General features: G+C 69.7%; 22 protein-coding genes. 7 read left to right on the forward strand and 15 right to left on the reverse strand.

Annotated features, from left to right (window positions below):
• Positions 1 to 394: 394 nt before the first annotated feature.
• The 5 genes from AB0H88_RS42330 to AB0H88_RS42350 are packed head-to-tail and all read right to left on the reverse strand — an operon-like array spanning position 395 to position 4,645.
• Positions 395 to 1,720, reverse strand: a complete 1,326-nt coding sequence (locus tag AB0H88_RS42330; protein ID WP_357654266.1) for a cytochrome P450 — start codon at positions 1,718 to 1,720, stop codon at positions 395 to 397.
• A complete protein-coding gene (locus AB0H88_RS42335) occupies positions 1,717 to 2,295 on the reverse strand; it encodes an ATP/GTP-binding protein (RefSeq protein ID WP_357654268.1) in 579 nt (192 codons plus the stop codon). Before AB0H88_RS42335 ends, AB0H88_RS42330 begins: the two co-directional genes overlap by 4 nt.
• Positions 2,276 to 2,626: a DUF742 domain-containing protein gene (locus tag AB0H88_RS42340; protein ID WP_357654269.1), complete on the reverse strand. Its 351-nt coding sequence runs from the start codon at positions 2,624 to 2,626 to the stop codon at positions 2,276 to 2,278. The genes AB0H88_RS42335 and AB0H88_RS42340 overlap by 20 nt, the downstream gene beginning before the upstream one ends.
• A complete protein-coding gene (locus tag AB0H88_RS42345) occupies positions 2,623 to 3,030 on the reverse strand; it encodes a roadblock/LC7 domain-containing protein (RefSeq protein ID WP_357654271.1) in 408 nt (135 codons plus the stop codon). The genes AB0H88_RS42340 and AB0H88_RS42345 overlap by 4 nt, the downstream gene beginning before the upstream one ends.
• Before the next feature lie 55 nt (positions 3,031 to 3,085).
• Positions 3,086 to 4,645, reverse strand: coding sequence for a hypothetical protein (locus AB0H88_RS42350; protein WP_357654272.1), 1,560 nt, complete (start codon positions 4,643 to 4,645; stop codon positions 3,086 to 3,088).
• Positions 4,646 to 5,053: 408 nt separating this feature from the next.
• On the opposite strand from AB0H88_RS42350, the gene AB0H88_RS42355 reads away from it, so the two are divergent.
• Positions 5,054 to 6,025 (forward strand): aldo/keto reductase, encoded by a 972-nt coding sequence (locus AB0H88_RS42355; protein ID WP_357654273.1) that lies wholly within the window; start codon positions 5,054 to 5,056, stop codon positions 6,023 to 6,025.
• 89 nt (positions 6,026 to 6,114) lie between these two features.
• Here the strand turns inward: AB0H88_RS42355 and AB0H88_RS42360 are convergent, their stop codons facing one another.
• A complete protein-coding gene (locus AB0H88_RS42360; protein ID WP_357654275.1) occupies positions 6,115 to 6,492 on the reverse strand; it encodes a hypothetical protein in 378 nt (125 codons plus the stop codon).
• Positions 6,493 to 6,705: 213 nt separating this feature from the next.
• Here AB0H88_RS42360 and AB0H88_RS42365 point away from each other — a divergent pair, with 213 nt between their 5' ends.
• Entirely contained in the window at positions 6,706 to 7,290 is a 585-nt protein-coding gene (locus tag AB0H88_RS42365; RefSeq protein WP_357654277.1) for a DinB family protein, read from the forward strand.
• Between the two features lie 89 nt (positions 7,291 to 7,379).
• Here AB0H88_RS42365 and AB0H88_RS42370 read toward each other — a convergent pair whose 3' ends face one another.
• The 3 genes from AB0H88_RS42370 to AB0H88_RS42380 form a co-directional block, all read right to left on the reverse strand.
• The gene (locus AB0H88_RS42370) at positions 7,380 to 7,928 is read right to left on the reverse strand and encodes a hypothetical protein (RefSeq protein ID WP_357654279.1); all 549 of its coding nucleotides are present in this window, start codon (positions 7,926 to 7,928) and stop codon (positions 7,380 to 7,382) included.
• A 49-nt stretch (positions 7,929 to 7,977) separates the two neighbouring features.
• Positions 7,978 to 8,442, reverse strand: a complete 465-nt coding sequence (locus AB0H88_RS42375; RefSeq protein WP_357654281.1) for a hypothetical protein — start codon at positions 8,440 to 8,442, stop codon at positions 7,978 to 7,980.
• Positions 8,443 to 8,775: 333 nt separating this feature from the next.
• Positions 8,776 to 9,675 (reverse strand): TIGR03619 family F420-dependent LLM class oxidoreductase, encoded by a 900-nt coding sequence (locus tag AB0H88_RS42380; protein WP_357654283.1) that lies wholly within the window; start codon positions 9,673 to 9,675, stop codon positions 8,776 to 8,778.
• Between the two features lie 18 nt (positions 9,676 to 9,693).
• Here AB0H88_RS42380 and AB0H88_RS42385 point away from each other — a divergent pair, with 18 nt between their 5' ends.
• Positions 9,694 to 10,548, forward strand: coding sequence for a phosphotransferase (locus AB0H88_RS42385; protein WP_357654285.1), 855 nt, complete (start codon positions 9,694 to 9,696; stop codon positions 10,546 to 10,548).
• A gap of 54 nt (positions 10,549 to 10,602) precedes the next feature.
• Complete coding sequence (locus AB0H88_RS42390) at positions 10,603 to 10,872, forward strand: zf-TFIIB domain-containing protein (RefSeq protein ID WP_357654287.1); 270 nt, start codon at positions 10,603 to 10,605, stop codon at positions 10,870 to 10,872.
• Between the two features lie 109 nt (positions 10,873 to 10,981).
• Here the strand turns inward: AB0H88_RS42390 and AB0H88_RS42395 are convergent, their stop codons facing one another.
• From AB0H88_RS42395 to AB0H88_RS42405, 3 genes are all read right to left on the reverse strand, one after another.
• Positions 10,982 to 11,974 (reverse strand): hypothetical protein, encoded by a 993-nt coding sequence (locus tag AB0H88_RS42395; RefSeq protein ID WP_357654289.1) that lies wholly within the window; start codon positions 11,972 to 11,974, stop codon positions 10,982 to 10,984.
• Positions 11,975 to 12,011: 37 nt separating this feature from the next.
• Complete coding sequence (locus AB0H88_RS42400; RefSeq protein ID WP_357654291.1) at positions 12,012 to 13,604, reverse strand: ABC-F family ATP-binding cassette domain-containing protein; 1,593 nt, start codon at positions 13,602 to 13,604, stop codon at positions 12,012 to 12,014.
• A gap of 235 nt (positions 13,605 to 13,839) precedes the next feature.
• The gene (locus AB0H88_RS42405) at positions 13,840 to 14,361 is read right to left on the reverse strand and encodes a CGNR zinc finger domain-containing protein (RefSeq protein ID WP_357654292.1); all 522 of its coding nucleotides are present in this window, start codon (positions 14,359 to 14,361) and stop codon (positions 13,840 to 13,842) included.
• Between the two features lie 25 nt (positions 14,362 to 14,386).
• On the opposite strand from AB0H88_RS42405, the gene AB0H88_RS42410 reads away from it, so the two are divergent.
• Together AB0H88_RS42410 and AB0H88_RS42415 are read left to right on the forward strand one after the other, a co-directional pair.
• Positions 14,387 to 14,557, forward strand: coding sequence for a hypothetical protein (locus AB0H88_RS42410; protein WP_357654293.1), 171 nt, complete (start codon positions 14,387 to 14,389; stop codon positions 14,555 to 14,557).
• 70 nt (positions 14,558 to 14,627) lie between these two features.
• Positions 14,628 to 16,400 carry a long-chain fatty acid--CoA ligase gene (locus AB0H88_RS42415; protein WP_357654295.1) on the forward strand — a complete coding sequence of 591 codons (1,773 nt, stop codon included), beginning with the start codon at positions 14,628 to 14,630 and terminating at the stop codon, positions 16,398 to 16,400.
• A gap of 45 nt (positions 16,401 to 16,445) precedes the next feature.
• Here the strand turns inward: AB0H88_RS42415 and AB0H88_RS42420 are convergent, their stop codons facing one another.
• From AB0H88_RS42420 to meaB, 3 genes are all read right to left on the reverse strand, one after another.
• Positions 16,446 to 17,540 carry an acyltransferase family protein gene (locus AB0H88_RS42420; RefSeq protein WP_357654296.1) on the reverse strand — a complete coding sequence of 365 codons (1,095 nt, stop codon included), beginning with the start codon at positions 17,538 to 17,540 and terminating at the stop codon, positions 16,446 to 16,448.
• Positions 17,537 to 18,154, reverse strand: a complete 618-nt coding sequence (locus tag AB0H88_RS42425; protein ID WP_357654298.1) for a TetR family transcriptional regulator — start codon at positions 18,152 to 18,154, stop codon at positions 17,537 to 17,539. Before AB0H88_RS42425 ends, AB0H88_RS42420 begins: the two co-directional genes overlap by 4 nt.
• Positions 18,155 to 18,257: 103 nt before the next feature.
• On the reverse strand, positions 18,258 to 19,223 hold the full coding sequence (meaB, locus tag AB0H88_RS42430; protein WP_357654300.1) for a methylmalonyl Co-A mutase-associated GTPase MeaB: 966 nt from the start codon (positions 19,221 to 19,223) through the stop codon (positions 18,258 to 18,260).
• Positions 19,224 to 19,330: 107 nt separating this feature from the next.
• Between meaB and AB0H88_RS42435 the strand changes: the two genes are divergently transcribed.
• Entirely contained in the window at positions 19,331 to 20,956 is a 1,626-nt protein-coding gene (locus tag AB0H88_RS42435; RefSeq protein WP_357654301.1) for a protein kinase, read from the forward strand.
• The last annotated feature ends 6 nt before the right edge of the window (positions 20,957 to 20,962 follow it).

Genomic DNA, 20,962 nt, shown 5'->3' on the forward strand with positions numbered 1-20,962 from the left:
CACAGTCGCATGCCGAGCGACTGACGTGGAACGCACCGCGTGACCACGGCCGTAACGTGCGCGTCATCGCGTGGACGTGCGAGTGCAGCAGCCCCTCCTGCGAACTGTGCCAGACGGGCGGCCAACGGTTCATCCGACGCACCCGATTCGGGCCGAGCGAGTGGATCATCGACGAAAGCGACCGATGGAATGCCAGGCAGGCGGATGCGCAGTGGAACGCCTTGCTGCTCGGTCTTGTCCGCTGAGGAGACGGATGCGGCAGCGGTCCGCGACCGTAGTGGCGCACGTCGGCTCGGCGGAGGTTCGACAGCTCGCAGATCACCCGCTTCGGTCTCGTGAGTTCTACCAAATTCGTCCGTAGTGCTCCGGCCTTCAGTTCACGCCCGCGAGGAGTTCAAGAGGACCAGGGGGCCGAGGTCACATAGCCGGCGGACTTCGGCGGGGAGATCGGCGCCGAAGGGGTCGAGGACGACGGGGAGTGCGGCGCCCAAGGGGATTCTCCCGGCTGATCGGGGCGGATGGGGGTGAAGCGCACCGGCAGGTGCGCCAGCGACCGGTGGAACGGACCCGGCCGCCACAGCAGTTCCTCGCGCGGCACGGTCAGTTCGAGGTCGCACAGGTGAGAGGTCAGGCGCTCGATCGCGGTCATGGCGATGAGCAAGGCCGGGTCGCTGGCCGGGCAGCGGTGCGGCCCGGCGCCGAAGCCCAGGTACGCGCCGCCGTCGGAGCGCAGTTCCTCAGGCACGTTGACAGGCTCGGTGTTGGCCGCGGCATAGGAGACGAGGACCAGCTCGGCCGGCTGGATCCAGGTGCCGTGGAAGTGCACGGGCCGGCGCACGAAGTACGGGCCGTAGTTCGCCATGGCGGGCTCGGCGCGCAGGGCTTCCATCAGGGCGTCGTACGTGCTGAGCGCGCCGTTGGAGAGGGAGCTGTAGTAGCGGTCGTCACTGACCATCCGGGAGATCGCATTGGAGATCAGACTGGACGTGGCGTCGAAGCCCGCGGCCAGTACGAGCACCAAGGCCTGCATCAGCTCTTCGACCTCCAACCCGGCTGGATGATCGATGAACCAGGAGGTCAGGTCGTCGCCCCGCTGGGCGTACTTGGCCTGGACCAGCTCGCCGATGTAGCGGCTGAACTCATCGCTGCCCCGCGCGCCCACCTCCCCGTCCGCCTCCATCATGTCCGACAGGGCCTTGCTCAGGCCGACGCTGTCGGAGTCGGGCCGCCCGAAGAGCAGGTTGAAGATACGCAGCGGGATGGGCCGGGCGAACTCGGCGGCCAGGTCGGCCTCGCCCTTCGCGGCGAACTGGGTGATGAGCGAGTCGGACACCTCGATCACCATCTGGCGCAGCTTGTGCGGCTGGACCAGCGTGAAGCAGTCGGAGATCACCTTCCGGTAGCGGGCGTGCTCGGCCCCGTCGGAGTACAGCGCGTTGGGCCGGTAGCCGAGCATGGCGATCATTCCCGCGGCGTCCGGAGTGTCCGGGAGCCGGGTCTGCCAGGCGCTGGGGTTCTTGCTCCAGACACCGCCGGAGTTGGTGAGCACGTCCAGGGCGGCCTGATAGCCGATCACCAGATGGGCCTCGATGCCCGGGGCGATCTCCACGGGCGCGACCGCGCCGTGCCGTCGGCGCAGCTCCGCATAGACCGCCTGCGGGTCCCTGGCATATTCCTCCCCGTACAGGCGCCCGGCGTCGGGCATGTAGCGCAGGGTCATGTCAGTACCAGCTCTCTGATGTGCTCCACCAGCGCGATCAGCGAGGCGCGGGCGGAGGCGGGGTCGCGGGCGTCGCACACCACCAGCGGCGTGCTCGGGTCCAGGTCGAGCGCCTTGCGGACGGTTTCCAGCGGGTAATCCGGCGAGTCGGCGAAGTGGTTGACGGCCACCGCGTAGCGGATGCCGGAGTTCTCCACCAGGTCGAGTACGGCGAAGCTGTCGTCGATGCGGCGGGTGTCGGCCAGCACCAGCACGCCCAGCGCGCCGCGGACCAGCTCCTCCCACAGGACCTGGAACCGGGTCTGTCCCGGCGCCCCGAACAGGTAGAGCACCACACCCGGCAGGGTGAGACGGCCGAAGTCGATCGCGGTGGTCGTGGTCGTCTTCTCGTTCACGCCGGTGAGGTCATCGACCAGCGTGCCCGCCTCGGTGAGCACCTCCTCGGTGTTGAGGGGCTTGATCTCCGAGAGCGCGCTCACGATGGTCGTCTTGCCTACGCCGAACGGCCCCGCGATGACCAGCTTGACCGGGATGTGTTCGGTACTGATACGGCTGTCAGAGAGCGCGGAGGCCACTGAGCACCAACTCCAAGATCTCGATGTCCGGCAGGTCGGCGATGGGCGGATCGCGGGTCAGCAGCGTTCCGCCGCCGACGAGCCCGGCGACCAGCAACCGCACCACGCAGTACGGCAGGCCCAGATGCGCGGCGCATTCGTACACCGACAATGGCCCGTCTCGCAGCAGGGCCAGGAGATGCGACCCCGGAGGGTCGAGCCCCTCGGTGGCGGCGTCGGGCACGATGGAGACCAGGGTCGTGCGTTCGACGGTGATGTGCTCGGGCACGGTCAACCTCGCGGCGGCCATGTAGTCCGGGACGACCCGCCGCCGCTGCCGTCCGGAGGTCATGTCCGGACGCCCGGCACCCTGGCCGCGCTGGCCTCGTTGAGAGCCTTGATCAGCTTCTGCACCTGGAGCTGCACCTCGTAGGCCAGCGAGCCGATGTTGACCGCTCCGGTGGCGGCGACGACGATGGCGGCGCGGTCTCCGGCCGGGGCGACGTAGTAGTAGCCGCTGCCGGCGGAGATGACGATGTCGACCACCTCGCCCTCGGTGCCGTTGCTGAGACCGTCGCACAGGGCGCGGGCGGCTCCCAGGACGGAGCTCGTCATGGCGGCGGCACGCTCACCGCTCTCGGCGCTGACGTCGGCCGAGCCACCGAGGATGAGCCCGTCACGGCTCAGCACCACGCCGCGGGTGACTCCGGGCAGTGCCAGCAGAGGCGACAGGACCCAGGACACGTCGAGGGACAACGGGCGACCCTTGGTCTGAACACGACCGGACGCACTGTGAGTGTCCATGGAGCGGTCAATTCCCTTCGGTGTTGTCATGCTGCTGGGGCGGGAGCGCTTCGCGGCGGCCCGCTTCGGCCCCGACCTGGAAGTCTCCCCACCGCTTCTGGGCCTCTTCCGGGGTGGTGAGCAACCTGCCGCCCGAGTCGTCAGAGTCTCCGGAGCCGCCCGGTCCGCCGGTGGGCCTGGAGCCGGACGCGGCACGCGCCGGCTGCCGTCGGCGCTGCGGCAGCGGCGCCAGATCCTCCGTCTGCTCATGCCGTTGCCGGGGCCCCGTCGCGGGTTCCGGACGGCGCGCTTCGACCGGCTCGGGCCGTACGGAGGAGGCGACGGGCTCCGGTCGGAAGGCGGCCGCGGGTTCCGATCGGATGACCGTGGCGGCGGTCGGAACGGGGGCGCGGACCGGCTCGGGTGCCAGCACCGACGGCCTGCTGCCCTCGGGCATCTCCACCAGCAGGGCTGTGGGGATGCTCAACACGGCCTGGACGCCGCCGAAGGCGCTCTTCTTGAGCGTGACCTGCATGCCGTAGTGCGCGACCTGGCGACCGATCGCGGCCCAGCCGGTGCGGGGCGGGTTGCCCAGGTCGACGAGGCGGACCGGGTGGGTGCCGCTCAGCAGGCGGGTCGCGCGGGCGTACTGCTCCTCGTTGAGGCCGACGCCGGCGTCGTCGATGACGATGGCGGCGCCGTTGTTAGTCTCGTGCACGGCGATGGTCACCTTCAGCGTGCCGTGGGAGTGGTGCACCGCGTTGGCGAGCAGCTCGGCGGTGGTGAAAAGGATCGACTCCGCCGCGCGGGCGGCGACCCCGATCCGGCGGCGCAGGTGGTTGGCCGGGCCCTCGATGCGCTGCTCGAAGTTCTCCACCCGCGAGATCGCGCCCACCATGAGGTCCACCAGGTAGGTGTCGTCACGCGACAGGCCGGGCGTGGCGCCGCAGGCGATGCCGGTGACCTGCACGCGACGGATGATGAGTTCGTTGAACATGTCGAGCCCCAGCACCTCGCGCAGCAGCGCGGTGTGCTCGTCGCCGCTGTAGCGCTGTTGCACGTCCGCGAGCAGGTCCTGGGCGCGTAGTGCCTGGGTCTGCACGCGGGATATCGCGCCTCTGACGACCGCCTGGGCCGCCTCGTCGATGCGCTCGCCCTCCTCGCGGACGCCGCGAGTGAGCGTGTCGAGGATGGCGCGGTGCAGCCTTTCGACGTTCGTGCCGGCGAGCGCCGGGTTCTGTACGCCGGGCACGATCACGTGCGGGGCACGTAGGTGCGACAGCAGGGCGGGAATCCGCTTCGAGATCAGGTACTCGGTCTCGGCGTGCACGAGATCCTGCTGGGCGCGTGCCTCGCGCAGCAGTTCCGCGCTCTCCTTGGCGTGGCGCTCCGCCCGCACCAGCCGCTGGTCCCTGGCGCTGGACTCGCCCGTCAGGTGCTCCTGCGCCTGACGGGCCTGAACGACCTGCCCACGGGCCTGGGCGAGGTCGCGGCGTAGACGCATATGGAGGATCAGGACGCCCACAAGGGCGAGGGCGAGAACGGCGGCGCCGATCATCATCGGCACGTTGAAGGAGTCAGGCGGCATGGCGATCCTGTGTTCGGGGGGAAGCCGGCGGCGAGCTCTTGGCCGCCGGAGAGCCTGCGCTAGCGGCGCGCGGGGGTTTCGCGCAACGGCCGGCTGGGACCGCGTCGGTGTGACGCGCGCCCTTCCGCGACGCCGGCACGGTTGAGCGCCTGACGCGGTTCAGACTGAGGCATGGCGGGGCCAGGCGTCATGGGCATCCTCGGTCTCGGCGGAACGATGGGAATCGGGAAACCGAAATTTCCAGAACGTCACGATAGTCCACAGTGAGTAAGATCGTAACTGCGTTCGGCCATGTATCACGAGATTTGTCCGGATCGATGGCCAAGTGATCGCCGCCGCCGAAGGACCAGGAGCGCGGGAACCATGTGGGGTACGGGACGTACCGACTAGGAAAGCGGAGGCGCCGAGATGCGTGATGAGCTGACTGTGCGGCCGATGGGGCGGAGCGGGTTGCCGGTCACTCCGGTGGGGATCGGGTTGGCCGCGCTGGGCCGGCCGGCGTACATCACCCTCGGCCGGGAGGAGGATCTCGGCGATGATCGCAGCGTCGCCGCGATGCGGACGCGGACCTGGGCGGTGCTGGATGCGGCGCTGGCGGCCGGCATACGGTACTTCGACGTGGCCCGCTCCTACGGCAGAGCCGAGGAGTTCCTGTCCGGCTGGCTGCGTGAGCGCGCCATCGCGCCCGGGGCCGTGACCGTGGGGTCGAAATGGGGGTACGCCTACGTCGGCGACTGGCGGATGGAAGCCGACCAGCATGAGGTGAAGGAACTGTCCGCCGACCGGCTGCGCCACCAGCTGGCCCAGACCCGAGCACTGCTGGGCGAGCACCTGTCGCTCTACCAGATCCACTCGGCCACCGTCGAAAGCGGTGTGCTCGGCGATGAGGACATCCTGGCCGAACTACGCGAGTTGCGCGCCGGGGGCGTCTCGGTCGGTCTGTCCACTACCGGCCCGCACCAGGCCGACACCATCGACCGGGCGAGCGAGGTCGGCCTGTTCGACACGGTCCAGGCCACCTGGAACCTGCTGGAGCGATCCGCCGGCCCCGCCTTGGCCCGGGCGCACCGGGCCGGCCTGGGCGTGATCGTCAAGGAGGGCGTGGCGAACGGCCGCCTGACCTCCCACGCCGCCCCTCCCGCGCTCGCCCGTGCCGCCCGGGAACGCGGTGCCACACCGGACGCACTGGCCTTGGCCGCCGTCCTCGCGCAACCGTGGGCCGGCGTGGTGCTCAGCGGGGCCGCCTCGGTGGATCAGTTTCACAGCAACATGACCGCGACGCGGGTCGGCTGGGATGCGGAACTGGACGAGCGCCTGGCCATGCTGACCGAGTCCCCCCAGACCTACTGGACGACCCGAAGCTCTATGAAATGGCAGTGATCACGCCTACGGGCTGAAAGCACACGGGTGATTGAATGCGGCTCGCCGCCGGCCCGGCACTCGGGGCGGGTTTCCTCAGGCAGTGGTCTTCAGGCTCGTGAAGCCGGTGCCGCGTCGAGCACGGCCCGTTCGGCGGCGCTCTCTGCCGCTGTGAGCGTCCGCGCGGACGTGAACGCCCGATCACACAGGTCATCCGCCACCTGGATGCCGGCATGGAACTCCGTCCGCAACGAGTCCCAGATGTCGTTGTAGCGGTGCCGGGCCGGCCACTCCCCGGCCGCGCCGAGGGCGAGCGGTGGCAGGGCGACGTGATCTCCCATGCTGAGAAGCGAGTACATACTCTCCCGCATGTCGCTGAGGAGCCCCACCGCGTCGTGGAAACCGCCGTTCCCCAGATCGAAGCCCAGCGACACGTGCGCCACCATCTCCTGTCGGTGCCCGAGCCAGATCGACTCTGCCGCGTACATGATGTCAGGTCGGTCCGAAAGACTCTTTCCGGACAGAACTGAACAGGGTGCTCGGTTGCCTGAGGAGTGGCCGGTGGTCGTGGTTCTCACGATGCTCGGGCCGCTGTACGGCGGCGCGGCGCGGCGCGGTCCGTCAGCCGGTCGACGGTCGCGCGCTCATCGTTCCACAGATCACGGAACGATCCTGTCCGCTATATGCAGGAGGCTGAAACCATGACCGACCAGACCTGGAACCCCCTGCTCCGAGAGCAGCTCTCCGCGCACTGGACCACGCAGCTGCGCGATCGCCTCGACGGGCTCACCGACGACGAGTACTTCTGGGAGCCAGCGCCCGGCTGCTGGAGCGTGCGCCCGCGCGGCACCGGCGACGCACCGGCGCGGGCCGGGTCCGGCGCGATGACCATCGACTTCGCGGTGCCGATGCCCGACCCACCACCGTTGACGACGATCGCCTGGCGGCTCGGGCACGTGATCGTCGGCGTGCTCGCGGTGCGCAACGCCGCGCACTTCGGTCGCGCGCCCACCGACTACCAGTCGTTCGAGTACGCCGAGAGCGCGGACGCGGCACTGGCCCAGCTCGACGCGGAGTACGCCACGTGGCTGGCCGGGGTCGAGTCCCTCGGCGAAACCGGCCTCGCCCGCCCGTGCGGGGAGGCGGAGGGACCGTACGCCGAGCGTCCTCTGGCGGCGCTGGTGCTGCACATCAACCGTGAGCTGATCCACCATCTGGCCGAGGTGTGCCTGCTCCGCGACCTTCACCTGCACACCCACCCACAGACCCGGCAGGAGGCGAGCTGAGGAATGGATTTCCGGGCATGGCCTGCGGCCCATCCACGACGCGCCGAAGAGCCCGCACAGGGCGGGCTCTTCGGGGTTGGTATTTTGAATTAAGACATCGTTTCCAGTTCGGCACGCGTCAGCTTGAGAGGGTTCTCCGGCAGCGACGCGGGGTTGCTGGAGGCGTCCAGCGGATATTTCGCCTGGACGGGGTTGAGCAGTGCGGCGGGCGAGTCAGGGTAGGTTTCCAGGAACAGGACGTAGCCGCTGTCCTCGTTCATCGGAGTGGTGTGTTCCTCCGCATAGGTCACACCTTCGAAGTCTCCCCCGAGTTCCTTGACCTCGATGGACTGCCCCACCTGGGCCTGACCCTTGAAGACCTTTACCACCTGGGCGGTGTAGACGGTGATGACCGCCGGCGGGGCCTCGGGCTGAGCGGCCACCTCGGCCGGGGCTCCCGCGTTGGGATTGAGGTTGGGATCTGTCTCCGCGGGATCGGGGGCTTCCGCCTGTTCCTGGAGATAACGCGGCTCTCCGACGATGCGGGCCTCGACGACCAGGGTCGCCTTGTCGAAGAGCGCATCGGCGCTTTGGTATTGGGGATAGTCGGCTCGATAGAGGACGGGTTCCTCATGTGCCGAGCATGCGGTCGCGAACACCGCGGCGAAGACAAGCGCGCCAAGACGCCGTAGCACTGGTCGGCCTCCTTTAGTAGTAGGCGTTGACGTCGGCGACATCGTGCGACTGGGGCTTGGTCATCGAGTTGCGGTTCCTGCTCGAATTCATGATCGAGGTGCCCGAGTTGTGCGCGAGGTTCAACGCGTGCCCGAGCTCGTGGACCAGCGTGCTGGTGACGAAGTTCGAGAAGTTCGACGCGTCCCTGTTGATCGTCCGGGAGTTCAGCCGGACGTACATGCAACTCCCGCCGCACCTTTGATAGTGCCCATAATAGGTGTTGCTGTAGGACTTCACCGTGATCGTCGAACCCGAATTCGAGTTCTTGTAGAAATTGGCCGGGCTCGCGGTCGCGTTCCAATTGGACAGCGCCTTGTTCATCGGCGTCTGCCAGGTGCTGTTATAGCTGTAAGGGTAGATGTGGATACTGGCGATGTCCTGGCCGGTGCCGTTCCAGTGGGCGAATGCCGGTGAGATGCCCACCGTCCCCACCAGCATGACGGCGAGAACCAGGAAAAGCCCTCGCCGTGCGTTACGTCCTAACGTTCCCGGATGCATTTTCGAAACGTCACTCCTTGCGTTCTGGGGGGTGCCGTGCGTGAACACAAAAGGGGGCTGACAATCGAGCTGGAAAGTCAAGGCCCGGCTATCGAAGGGGCGGCATCGGAAAGCTGATCGAAGCGCTTTGAACGGAGTATGGATCCCAGAATGATCACGTGTCAAGGAAGCGTTATTTCCCCGCGAAGAGTCCGCGCACGTGGCCTCGGCGCGGTCATGCCGGGCGACCGACGAGAGCGACCGATGGGATGTCGGGCAGGCGGTGGCCGTTCCTTAGGCGGAGGGTGCCAGGGCTTCCAGGGCCTCCTCCGCGCGGCGCATCGCCTCCTTGGCGTCGGAGGTGACGATCTCCGGGTCGAAGTTCAGGTCGTGGAAGACCTCCGTCACGCCCTGAGCCGCCAGTTCGCCGACGTCCGCCCTGATCTGCTCGTAGGTGCCCGTCAGTGGCTGCCGATCCTCCGCCCCTTCCGGGCGTACGCGGGTCACGCCCCGGCAGACGAAGCGGAACGCGTCGGCGTCGCGGCGGCCCGCCGCCGCGGCCGCCGACCTGATCAGCTCGATCCGCCCGGCGACCGCCGACAGGTCCTCCCGGCTCGAACTGATCCAGCCGTCCGCGAGCCGTCCGGCCCGGCGGAGTGCGACATCGGCGGTGCCGCCGAGCAGGATGGGCGGCGCCGGCGACGGCTTGGGGTCGATGTGGGAGCGCGGCACCTGGTAGAACTCCCCGTGGTGCTCGACCACCTCGTCCTGCCACGCTTTGCGCAGGACCTGGACGAACTCCTCACCCCTGCGCCCCCGGTGCTCGAAGCCGACCCCCGCCGCCTCGAACTCCTCCCGCAGCCACCCCAGCCCGAGCCCGGCCGTCAGCCTGCCCATGGAGAGGCTCTGCAGCGTCGCGAGCTGCTTGGCCAGCGGCACCGGCTGGACGAAGGCGTTGACGATCGCCACGCCAAGCCGGATCGTGCTGGTCACCCCCGCCAGGTAGGCGAGCGTGACGAGCGGGTCGTGCACGCTGCGATATGTCGGTCCCATCGGATGCCCCACCGGATAGAGCACCCGCTGGAAGGTCCAGAGCTCGTGATATCCCAGCTCCTCGGCGCGGGCGGCGACGCGACGCATGTTGCCCGGCGTGGCCCACGGCCCGGACTGGGGCACGGCGAAACCTATTCTCATGCCCCCTAGTCTGTACGAGTGGCTCTGGAGGAAGAGCTGGCGGGGATCGCCGGCGCTTATGGCGGCACGGGCGACGTAGTGCGCCATCCGACACGTACGGACGTGGTGGTCCTGCGCCGGGGCGAGGTGGTGGTGAAGGCGCATTCGGCGCGCGATGAGGTGGAGTCGCTGCGGCCGAGGCTGCGCGCGGCCGCGTCGGCGGCACTCAGCGGCCTGATGCTGGCGCCGCTGGATCCCGAGGTGCTGACGGTGGCGGGCCGCGCCGTCACGGTGTGGCCGGCGGGCCGTCCGGTATCCCAGGACGCCCCCGAGGCCGCGCCCTGGGAGGAGGGGGCCAGGCTGCTCGCCCGGTTACACGCCGTACCCCTGACGCTGTTACCGCCGCTGCCCGCGGCCGGAGGACCGGCTCGGGCCGCCCGCGCGGTGCGGCGGATGCCCGGAGACGGTCCCGTCGAGCAGCTCGTACGGCGGGCGTTCAGCGAGCTGCCCGAACCCGAGCCGGGCCCCGGCCTGCTCACCCACGGCGACTGGCACCTGGGCCAGCTCGTCTGCCGCGACCGCTGGCTGCTCATCGACGTCGACGACCTGGGCGTCGGCGACCCCGCCTGGGACCTGGCCAGACCGGCCGCCTGGTACGCCGCAGGGCTGCTCGATCCGGTCGTCTGGGACCGGTTCTTGGGCGCCTACCTCGCCTCCGGCGGGCCCGCCCTCGGCCGGGGCGACGACCCGTGGCAACGGCTGGACCTGCCCGCCCGGGCGCTGACCGTGCAACTGGCCGCCGTGGCGGTGCTCAACGCCTTCCGCGAGCATCGGGAACTGGACGAGGTGGAGCATACGTTGATCGAGTCGTGCAACAGAATCGTCCGAGCGTGACGGTGTCTCGCGCGGTAGGTTCTTCCCTAAACTCCAAGCCAAGGAGAGCGTGAGATGCAGTGCCCGAAGTGCCGCGGCAATATGCGGACATATGAGCGTAATGGCGTCCACATCGAGCAGTGCGACAACTGCCGGGGAATCTTCCTCGACTATGGCGAGCTCGAGACGCTGACCCGGATGGAGTCGCAGTACCACGCCGCTCCGCCGCCCGCGCCCGGCCCGGCGTGGGGCGCCCCGCACGGCGCCCCGCACGGTGGCGGCCACCACTACGGCTCCCACCACCGTGGCCAGCGCAGCTGGGTGGGCATGCTGTTCTCGACCTGATCCGGTCTCGGCCTGATCCGGTCTCGGCCTGATCCGGTCTGCTCCCCCGATCCAGCGGGCCGCGTACTCCAACTCCAAGTGCGCGGCCCCGGCCCATCAGGACTGCCCGTCAGTGCGGAAACTGCTCCGGATCCACGTCGGAGGTGCGGGCGTTGCCGCCGGAGATGGCGTGCAGCGTGACCCGCCAGTCGTGCCAGCGGATCTGCGTGGCGGTGAACGTGGTCTTGAACTTCACCGTCTTCTGGAACCGCTCGAAGCTGCACTCACGGGTGAACGACTTGCTCTTGCCGTCCCAGTCCACGCCGTGCGTGAAGAAGATCTTGTAGCTGCCGTCGCGCACGCCCCTGGCCTTGAACTTCGCCTTCTTGCGCACGTACACGCTGAACGCCGTGGACTTGCCCTTCATGACGGTGACGACCGCGTCGCGGGTGCCGCCGTTGTCGATCTGCAGCGAGCTGCGGCCCGTCATGCTGGTCTTGCGTAGATAGTGGCCGTTGCCGAGCCGCCTCGACTGCTTGCCCTTGGCCTTCACCGTGACCACGTCGGCCGGATAGCCTCCGGCGCCCTGCAGCGCCTCGCCCGCCTGGTCGAGCGAGTCGAGGCGGTCGCCCAGGTCGGTCAGCACGGCCGACGAGGTGCACAGGTTGCGGCTGCCGACCTTGCCCGCCGTGGTGCCGAGCTGGGTGGCGAATTCGCGCAGGCTGGCCACGTACGCGTCGTGCTGGGCGCGCACCTCCTGGGGCGGCGCGATGGCGGCCAGCTCGTTGGCGGCGCCCAGCAGTTGCTCCTGGGCGCGCCGCACGCGCTGGTCGAGCGTCTTGACGGTGCGGGCGCCGGCCATGGCGTTGATCGCGTCGAGCATGGCCTTGTGCTTGGTGCCCAGCTCGCTCTTGTACGCCTCGGCGGTCAGCGCGGCCGGCCCGGTCGGACCGCTGCTCTGCGGGGTGGCGGGACCGGAGTTCGCGACGATCGAACCGGTACCGCCGCCGACGCCGCTCACACTGGCCTCGCCACCGCTCGGCCGCTGGGGCGCGGCGGAGCACGCGGCCAGTGTGAGGGTCGCGAGCGCGAGCGTGGAACAGATCAAGCGAGGGGCAGCCACGTGCCACACTATCGCCGGATTGATCCCCACCCGTCAATTACGATTCGGTCAGTCCCTCCTCGCGGTCCTGGCGCAACCACCTGGTCAAACCGAGCATGTCCAGGAACGGCAGATCGTGACTGGCCACGATCAGCGCCCCCCGGTAGGCGGCGAGCGCCTGCGCCAGCTGGCGGACGCTGGGCAGGTCGAGATTGTTGGTCGGTTCGTCGAGCAGGAGCAGCTGCGGCGGCGGCTCCGCCGACAGCAACGCCGCCAGGGTCGCGCGGAACCGCTCGCCGCCCGACAGCGTGCCCACCGGCCGCGCCACCCGGTCGCCCCGGAACAGGAACCGTGCCAGGCGGGCGCGCACCTCGTTCACCGGCGCGGACGGCGCCAGCGCGCGGACGTTGTCGAGCACGCTCAGCGAGTCGTCGAGCAGGTCGAGCCGCTGAGCCAGGTAGCGGACCGGGACGTTCGCCCCGTGTTCGACGATGTGCCGCAGCAGGGTGGTCTTGCCCGACCCGTTGGGGCCGAGCAACGCGATCCGCTCGGGTCCGCGCACGACCAGTTCCGCCAGCACCCGGCCGTCCGCCTGATCGGTGTCACGCGCCCTGCGGGACAGTGGGAGTTCCAGGACGACGCGGCCGGCGGGCACCGTGGTCTCCCGCAGTTCGATGCGGATCTCCGCGTCGTCGCGGACGGCCTGCTCGGCCTCGGTCAGCCGGTCACGGGCCTCCTCCAGCTTCTCGGTGTGCATATTGCGGTACTTGCCCGCCGACACCTGGGCCTGGCGCTTGCGCGCCTGCATGATGATCTTCGGTTCCCGCTTGTTGGCGTACATCTTGTTGCCATAACGCCGGCGCTGGGCGAGCTTGGTGTGGGCCTCGATCAGCTCGCGCTGCTGCCGCTGCACGTCGGCCTCGGCGACCCGGACGCCGCGTTCGGCGGCCTCCTGCTCGGCGGCGAGGATCTCCTCGTAGGCGCCCAGGTTGCCGCCATAGCGGCGGACGGCGCCCTCGCGCAGGTCGGCGATGTGGTCGACGAGTTCCAGCAGCGCGCGGTCGTGACTGACGATCACCATCACGCCCGGCCACGCGGCGACCGCGGCGTAGAGCCGCCGCCGCGCGTCGAGGTCGAGGTTGTTGGTGGGCTCGTCGAGCAGCAGGACGTCGGGCCGCTTGAGGAACTCGGCGGCCAGCGCGACCATGACGGTCTCGCCGCCCGACAGCGTGGCGACGGTACGGTCGAGCCCCACGTGGCCGAGGCCGAGCCGGTCCAGCTCGGCCCGCGCGCGCTCCTCCACGTCCCAGTCGTCGCCGACGGCCGTGAAGTGCTCCTCGGCGACGTCACCGGCCTCGATGGCGTGCAGCGCCGCCCGGACCGCGCCGATGCCGAGCAGGTCGGACACGGTACGGGCGGATTTCAGGGAGAGGTTCTGCGGCAGGTAGCCCACCTCTCCCACGACCGAGACGGATCCGGTACGCGGGACCAGCTCGCCGGCGATGATCCTGAGCAGCGTGGACTTGCCGGAGCCGTTGGCCCCGATCAGGCCGGTGCGCCCGGCCGGGAAGGCGGCGTCGAGGCCGTCGAGCACAGGGGTGCCATCGGACCAGGCGAAGGACACGCCGTCGACGACGATGGAAAAAGACATGAGGTGGCTCCCGTCACAAAGATCGAATTTCGTGACTTGGCGGGAAACCGCTGAATACGACGCCTGATGACGACGGCCGAATACGACAAAAGATCGCATGCCGAGAGGATCGTACGCCGAAGGAATCGTCCAGGTGCGGTGCCCGCGACCTCAGACCCTCACGTCAACTGCCCCCAGGGCTCGGCGATACGTCGCAGAGCACTGTACCCGGTCGAAAATCACCCGGCAAGGCAATTTACCCGGCAAGACCCCTGGCCCGATGGGCCGCCACGTTCACCCGGTTGGAGCAGGCCAGCGAGCAGAACCGGCGGCGACCGTTACGCGAGGTGTCGACGTAGACCGTCTCGCACCCCGGCCTGTCGCACCGGCCGAGCCGGCGCCCGTCGGAGAACGAGATGGCCATGGCCAGCCCGCCCGCGGTGGTGTCCTTCGCCCTGCTGACGATGTCGGCGTCCACGGAGAAGAAGTGCAGGTGCGGCTCGCGGCCGTCGTGCGCGCTGACGTAGGGCTTGGACGCGGTGATGTCGAGCAGGTCGTTGATCAGCTTGATCTGGGTGTCCTGGTCCTGCTCGCCGAAGAGCGGGGCGAGGCGGTGCCGCCACTCCGCCAGTTCGGCCGCCTGCTCGGGCGTGACCTGCGGACGGAGCATGGCGTGCTCCGCGAGCATCGCCTCGACCGCCTCCGGCCGGAAGTCGGTGCCGTTGACCAGAGCGGCCGCCAGGGCGGCGCCATTGCCTCCGTAAGCATTGAAATGCATAAGACCATTACATCAGGCTGAAGCCATGCACTCCAGAGACCTCCACGATCCGCTGGCTCTCGCCGTCGTCTCCTCTCACATGACGTCCGAGGGCCTCGTGTCCTACCTGCGCTGCGCCTGCGGCGCGTGGGAGGTGCGGACCGCGCGCCTGGTCGGCACCGCCCGCCCGCGCGGCGGCGTACGGCAGCGCGTCTGACGATCAGGCATCGACTGGCATGGGGGGCGGCACCTAGAGTCGGCAGCAACGTCCCCACCAGGAGGTAGGCATGTCCAGCATCCCCGCCCTGCTGCGCGACCGGATCGCGGCCACCCCCGACGCGGCGGCCTATCTGGTGCCATCGGACGACGGCTGGACCTCACTGTCCTGGCGGGACGTCGGCGAACGCGTGCGCGGGCTCGCGCTCGGCCTGGCCGCCCTGGGCGCCGCTCCGGGCACCCGCGTGTCGATCCTCTGCTCCACCCGGCTCGAATGGGTGCTCACCGACCTGGCCGTGCTGTCCACCGGGGCCGCGACCACCACGATCTACCCGTCCAACACCGCCGCCGAGTCGGCCTTCGTCATCACCGACTCCGGCAGCACGATCGTCGTCGCCGAGAACGACGACCAGGTGGCCAAGCTGAGGTCCGTACAGAAGGAACTGCCGGACGTCACCCAGGTGGTCGTCATCGACGGCGCGCCCGCCGACGACGGCTGGGTGGTCACCCTGGACTCCCTGAGCTCCGGCGCGTCAAGCGACGCCGCCCAGGCCGAGTATGACGCGATGGTCGACGCCATCGGCGAGCACGACCTGGCCACGCTCATCTACACCTCCGGCACCACCGGCCGCCCCAAGGGCGTGGAGCTGACCCACGACAACTGGCTGTACGCCGCCGACGCGGTCCGCAAGATCGAGCTGATCTCCGAAGACGACCTGCACTTCCTCTGGCTGCCGCTGTCGCACTCGTTCGGCAAGCTGCTGGAGGTGGTGATGATCGACATCGGCGTGGCCACCGCGATCGACGGCCGCCTCGACCGCATCGCCGACAACCTCGGCGCGCTCAAGCCGACCATCATGGCCGCCGCGCCGCGCATCTTCGAGAAGATCCACAACACTGTGGCGTCCACGGTGCTGCGCGAGGGCGGCGTCAAGGCGCGCATCTTCGCCTGGGCCAGGAAGACGGGCATCCGGGTCAGCAAGGCGCGCCGGCGCGGCGCCGCGATCCCGCTCACCGTCCGCCTGGAGTACGGGCTGGCCGACCGGCTGGTGTTCGCCAAGCTGCGGGAGCGGTTCGGCGGCCGGATCCGCTACTTCATCTCCGGCTCGGCGCCGCTCAACCAGGACATCGCCGAGTTCTTCGACGCGGCGGGCCTGACGATCCTCGAAGGCTACGGGCTGACCGAGTCGTCGGCGGGCAGCTTCCTCAACCGGCCGGGCTCGGTGAGGTTCGGCACGGTCGGGCCGCCGTTCCCCGGTACCCAGGTGCGGATCGCCGACGACGGGGAGATCCTGATCAGCGGGCGCGGCATCATGCGCGGCTACCACGGCCTGCCGCAGGAGACGGCCGAGACGCTGGTCGACGGCTGGCTGCACACCGGCGACATCGGCGAGCTCGACGAGGCCGGGCGGCTGCTCATCACCGATCGCAAGAAGGAGCTGATCAAGACCTCGGGCGGCAAGTACGTGGCCCCCACCTACCTGGAGGGCCGCATCAAGGCCACCTGCCCGTACCTGTCGCACGTCTTCGTCCACGGCGACCGGCGCAACTACGTCACGGCGCTGGTGACGCTCGACATGGAGGTCGTCAAACCCTGGGCCGAGGCCGAGGGGCTGCCCCTCGACCCCGAGCGGCTGCGCGAGCATCCGCGCATGCGCGCGGAGGTCGAGAGCGCGGTCAAGCAGGTCAACGCCGATCAGGCCAGCTACGCGACGGTCAAGAAGTTCGCGATCCTGGCGGCGGACTTCACGGTGGAGACGGGCGAGCTCACGCCGAGCCTGAAGGTCAAGCGCAAGACCGTCGAGGAGCGCTACGGCGACACGCTCGACTCGTTCTACGCGTGATCTCCCGGCTGGGGGAGCGAGTGCCGCTCCCCCACACCGCGACGCTCACAGCACCCGTTTGGCGCCAGGCAGCGAGCGCACGAGGTAGGCCAGCCCCCAGCAGACCGGCAGCGCGATGACGGCCGCGACGGCGAACTTGACGATCGCGATCGTCTGCAGCCCGCTCAGCGCGTAGCCGATCGCGACCAGGACCAGCGGGTGGATGATGTACACGGTGAACGCCTGGGCCGACAGCCACTTGCCGCGCGGCCCCTGGTGGTTGAAGCGCTCTCTGAAGACCACGGTGAGCCCGATGATCAGGCTGACGGCGAAGGCCGACTCCCAGGTAGCGGTCACGGCGGTCGACAGCGCGCCGGTGGTGAGCTGCGAGAGCGGCAGGAGCACGGCGCTCACCAGGGCCGCGATGGCGAACCCGAGCGGCCCGGCCTTGGCGGGCAGGGTCAGGAACCAGCCGCGCCTGAAGGCGATGAGGCCGACCACGAACATGGCCGCGTACTGCGGCAGGAAGTACGGCGTGGGCAGCCCCAGCACCGGCACGTAGGAGCCGACGGGCACCGGGATGCGCCACAGCGTGGTGGCCACCGACAGCCCGACGGTGAACAGCACGATCCAGCGGGCCCGCAACTCCGCGTGCCGCACCCCGAACGGCGTCTCGACCGGCGCGCTGAAGCGCCGCCACAGCGCGTAGAGCGCGGCGAACACGATCAGCACCTCGACGAACCACATCGGCCCCGGATCCCACGACCCGATGTAGTACTGCCAGTACGGCAACGAGGCGTAGTCGGACCGGTAGGAGCCGATCGTCACCAGCGGCCGCAGCAGGAGCAGGAAGACCAGCAGCGGGATGCCCAGCCGGATCAGGCGGTCCCGCAGGAACGACCGGCCACCCTTGCGGTCGTAGGAGCCGGGCGTGAAGAAGCCGGAGATCAGGAAGAAGAAGCCCATGAAGAACGCCTGGTCGAACACCACGAGGATGTCCAGCGCGACCCCCGAGGGGTCCTTGGCGGGCTCGGTGTAGAACCAGAGCGGGATGTTCCCGTACGTGACCGCGACATGGTGGATGACGACCAGCGCGGTCAGCACGACGCGCAGGTTGTCGATGGCGAAGAGCCGCGTGGCAGTCCTCGGCTCGGTCCTCATTTGACAGCCCTCTCGAATAGGTCGGCCAGCTCTCTGGCGTGTGCGTCGAGGTCGTGGTCGGGGTAGGTCACCCAGTAGCCGAACATGTTGTCGATGGCCGACGACATCGTGACGGCCATCACGCGTACGTCGAACGTCCTGAACTCCCCGCCGGCCTGGCCGGCGCGGTAGATCCGCTCCAGCGCCGCGTAGGTCTCCTCATTGGCCTTGAAGCCGTAGCGTGGCCGGCCGTCCGCGGTGCGCAGGTTGTAGTAGATCTCGCCGAGCGCCCTGAGCTGCGTCCGGTGCGCCCTCATGTGCTCGGCGATCGCCAGGATGTACGTCCTGAGCAGGTCCGTGGCCGATTCCTGCCCCTCCATCCGGACCCGCACGTGCTCGTCGATCGCGCTGTAGACCTGGTTGACGACCTCCTCCATCAACTCGTCCTTGCCGGCGAAGTGATAGGAGATGACGCCCTTGCTGATGCCGGCGTGCTGAGCGATCCGCGCCAGCGACGCCCCGGCGAACCCGGACTCGGCGATCACCTCGATCGCGGACGCGACGATCTGGGCCCGCCGCGCCTCTTCGATGAACGAGCGCGCTTTCTGGCCGCTCGGCTCATTTTCTGACCGCATGGCCAAAATTTAACACACGTGGTCATCATCCGCGCATCGCCCTGGTCAGAGGCGGAGCCGGCGTCTCGATGTTGTCAACCCGAGATCCACTCACCTATGCCGGTCACCGGCGAGGGCGCTCGAAGGCGGCCAGGAGACGGTCGGCGGCCAGGGCGGGGGTGAGGGTGCCCGCGAGGACGTCCCGTTCGACCTCCTCCGCGATCGCCGCCACCGCCGGCGCGTCCCGGAGCTCGGTGAGCAGCCGGTCGCGCACCAGCGTCCACGTCCACCGCACCTGCTGACGGCGGCGCTTGGCGGCCAGGTCCAGCGACTTCTGATGGGCCAGCACCTTGCGCCACAGCTCGTCGAGCCCCGCGCCCGTGAGGCCGCTGCACGTGAGGACCGGCGGCGGCACGCTGTCGGAACGCAGCATGCGCAGCGCGCCCGCGAGCTCCCGCGCCGCCTTGCGCGCCGCGGGCTCGTGCTCGCCGTCCGCCTTGTTGACCGCGATGACGTCGGCCAGCTCCAGCACGCCCTTCTTGATGCCCTGCAGCTGGTCCCCGGTACGCGCCAGGCTGAGCAGCAGGAACGTGTCGACCATGTCGGCCACCGCCGTCTCCGACTGACCGACGCCCACGGTCTCGACGAGCACGACGTCGAACCCGCCCGCCTCCACCACGACCATGGCCTCCCTGGTCGCGCCGGCCACGCCGCCCAGGGTGCCCGAGGTGGGCGAGGGCCGGATGAAGGCGGCGGGGTCCATCGACAGGCGGGTCATGCGGGTCTTGTCGCCCAGGATGCTCCCGCCGGTCCTGGTGGAGGAGGGGTCCACGGCCAGTACGGCGACCTTGTGGCCCTGGCCGGTCAGCATGGTGCCGAGGGCGTCGATGAAGGTGGACTTGCCCACGCCGGGCACCCCCGAGACGCCCACCCGCGTGGCCCCGCCGGACAGCGGAGTGAGCTCGACCAGCAGCCGCTGGGCGAGCGCGATGTGGTCCGCCCTGGTCGACTCCACGAGCGTGATCGCGCGGGCGATCCAGGTACGCGAGCCTTCCCGCACACCACGGACGTAGTCCTCCAGCGAGCGCACTTGCCCCCCTTTCTCAGGCTTGGTCAGCTTAACTTCCGACAGATCCTGACTTTTGGCGCTAGGGTGCTGGACGTCCATTCTCAGCTGTCACAGGAGTCACTCCCCTTATGCCCAATGTCGAACCCCTACGAGCGGGCGACCCGGCGGCGGTGGGGCGTTATCGGCTCGTCGGACGACTGGGCGCGGGCGGTCAGGGCGTGGTCTACCTCGGCCAGGCGCGCAACGGGACGCCGGTCGCGATCAAAGTACTCCGCGAGGACATCGCGGGCGACGACCGCTTCGCCAAGGAGATCGCCGCCGCGCGGCGGGTGGAGCCGTTCTGCATCGCGCAGGTGCTCGACGCCTCGACCTCGGGCCGGCCGTACATCGTGACCGAGTACGTCGACGGACCGTCCCTGCAGCACGCGGGCCGGCACAGCGGGGCGCGGCTGCAACGGCTCGCGGTCGCGACGGCGACCGCGCTGGCCGCCATCCACCAGGCGGGCGTCGTGCACCGGGACTTCACGCCCTCGAACGTCCTGCTCGGCCGGGACGGGCCGCGCGTCATCGACTTCGGCATCGCCCGCGCGCTGGTCTCCGGGGTGACCTCGACGAGCAGCATCGTCGGCACGCCCGCCTACATGGCGCCCGAGCAGCTGGCGGGGCAGGTGGTGGGGGCTCAGGCGGACGTGTTCGCGTGGGCGTCGGTGATCGTGTACGCGGCGTCGGGGGTGCCGCCGTTCGGCGACGACTCGCTGCCGGCGGTGATCAACCGCATCGTGCACAGCGAACCGCAGGTGGGTGAGCTGCCGGAGCCGCTGCGTTCGGTGGTGCTGAGCTGCCTGGCCAAGGACCCGGCCCGCCGGCCGTCCATGCAGGACGTGCTGCTGCACCTGCTCGGCGGACAGTCCCGGCCCGCGCCGCCGCCGGACCAGCCCGCGTACGCCGCCGCGCCGGAGCAGCCTGCCTACGGCGCGGACCAGCCTGGGTACGGTGGCGCGCCGGATCAGGCCGGGTACGGTGCTGTGCCGGACCAGGGCGGGTATGGTCCCGCGCCGGACCAGGGCGGGTACGGTGCTGTGCCGGACCAGGGCGGGTACGGTCCCGCGCCGGACCAGGCCGCCACGCAGGTGAGCCCACTGGAGGCCGGGGGCGGCGGCAAGGCGCGGCCCCGGCGGCGGCGCGCGAAGACCGTCGCCATCGCGGGCGCCTCCGGCATCTCGGTGCTGGCGCTGGGCGCGGCGATCGTGTGGCTGACCCCTTCGACGCCGCAGCCGAAGACCAGGAACCTGTCCGGCGTCTCCACACCGACCCCGTCGGCCACGTCCCCCACGCGTACACCCCGCCCGAAGAAGACCCGCACGTCCCAGCCGAGCCCGGACCCCGCGAGCCAGAACGGCACCCCCAGCGCGGACCCGACGGCCACTTCCGCCGCGGACGGGCAGCTCAAGGTCCGCTCCGTGCGCGTCGGCGGCACCCTCGACAACGGCTGCTACGCCGGTGGCCAGGTGACGCTCACGGGGCTGGTCCAGCGCCAGGGCAAGCCGCTGACCTTCGGCTTCTCCTGGGTCATCGACGGCAGGACGGTGTGGCGGTCGACGGCCACCATCCCGCAGGACGGCGAGCTGTACCTGACCTCGCCCCGTAACCTCAAGGGCGCCGGGAGCACCCACCTCGCGACCCTGCGGATCACCTCGCCCGTGGCCAGGCAGCGGAGCGTCTCCGTCACACTGTGCCCGGGCGAGACGCCCTGACGATGG

Origin of the sequence: Nonomuraea sp. NPDC050680 (assembly GCF_040654555.1) — a bacterium.
Taxonomy (GTDB): domain Bacteria; phylum Actinomycetota; class Actinomycetes; order Streptosporangiales; family Streptosporangiaceae; genus Nonomuraea.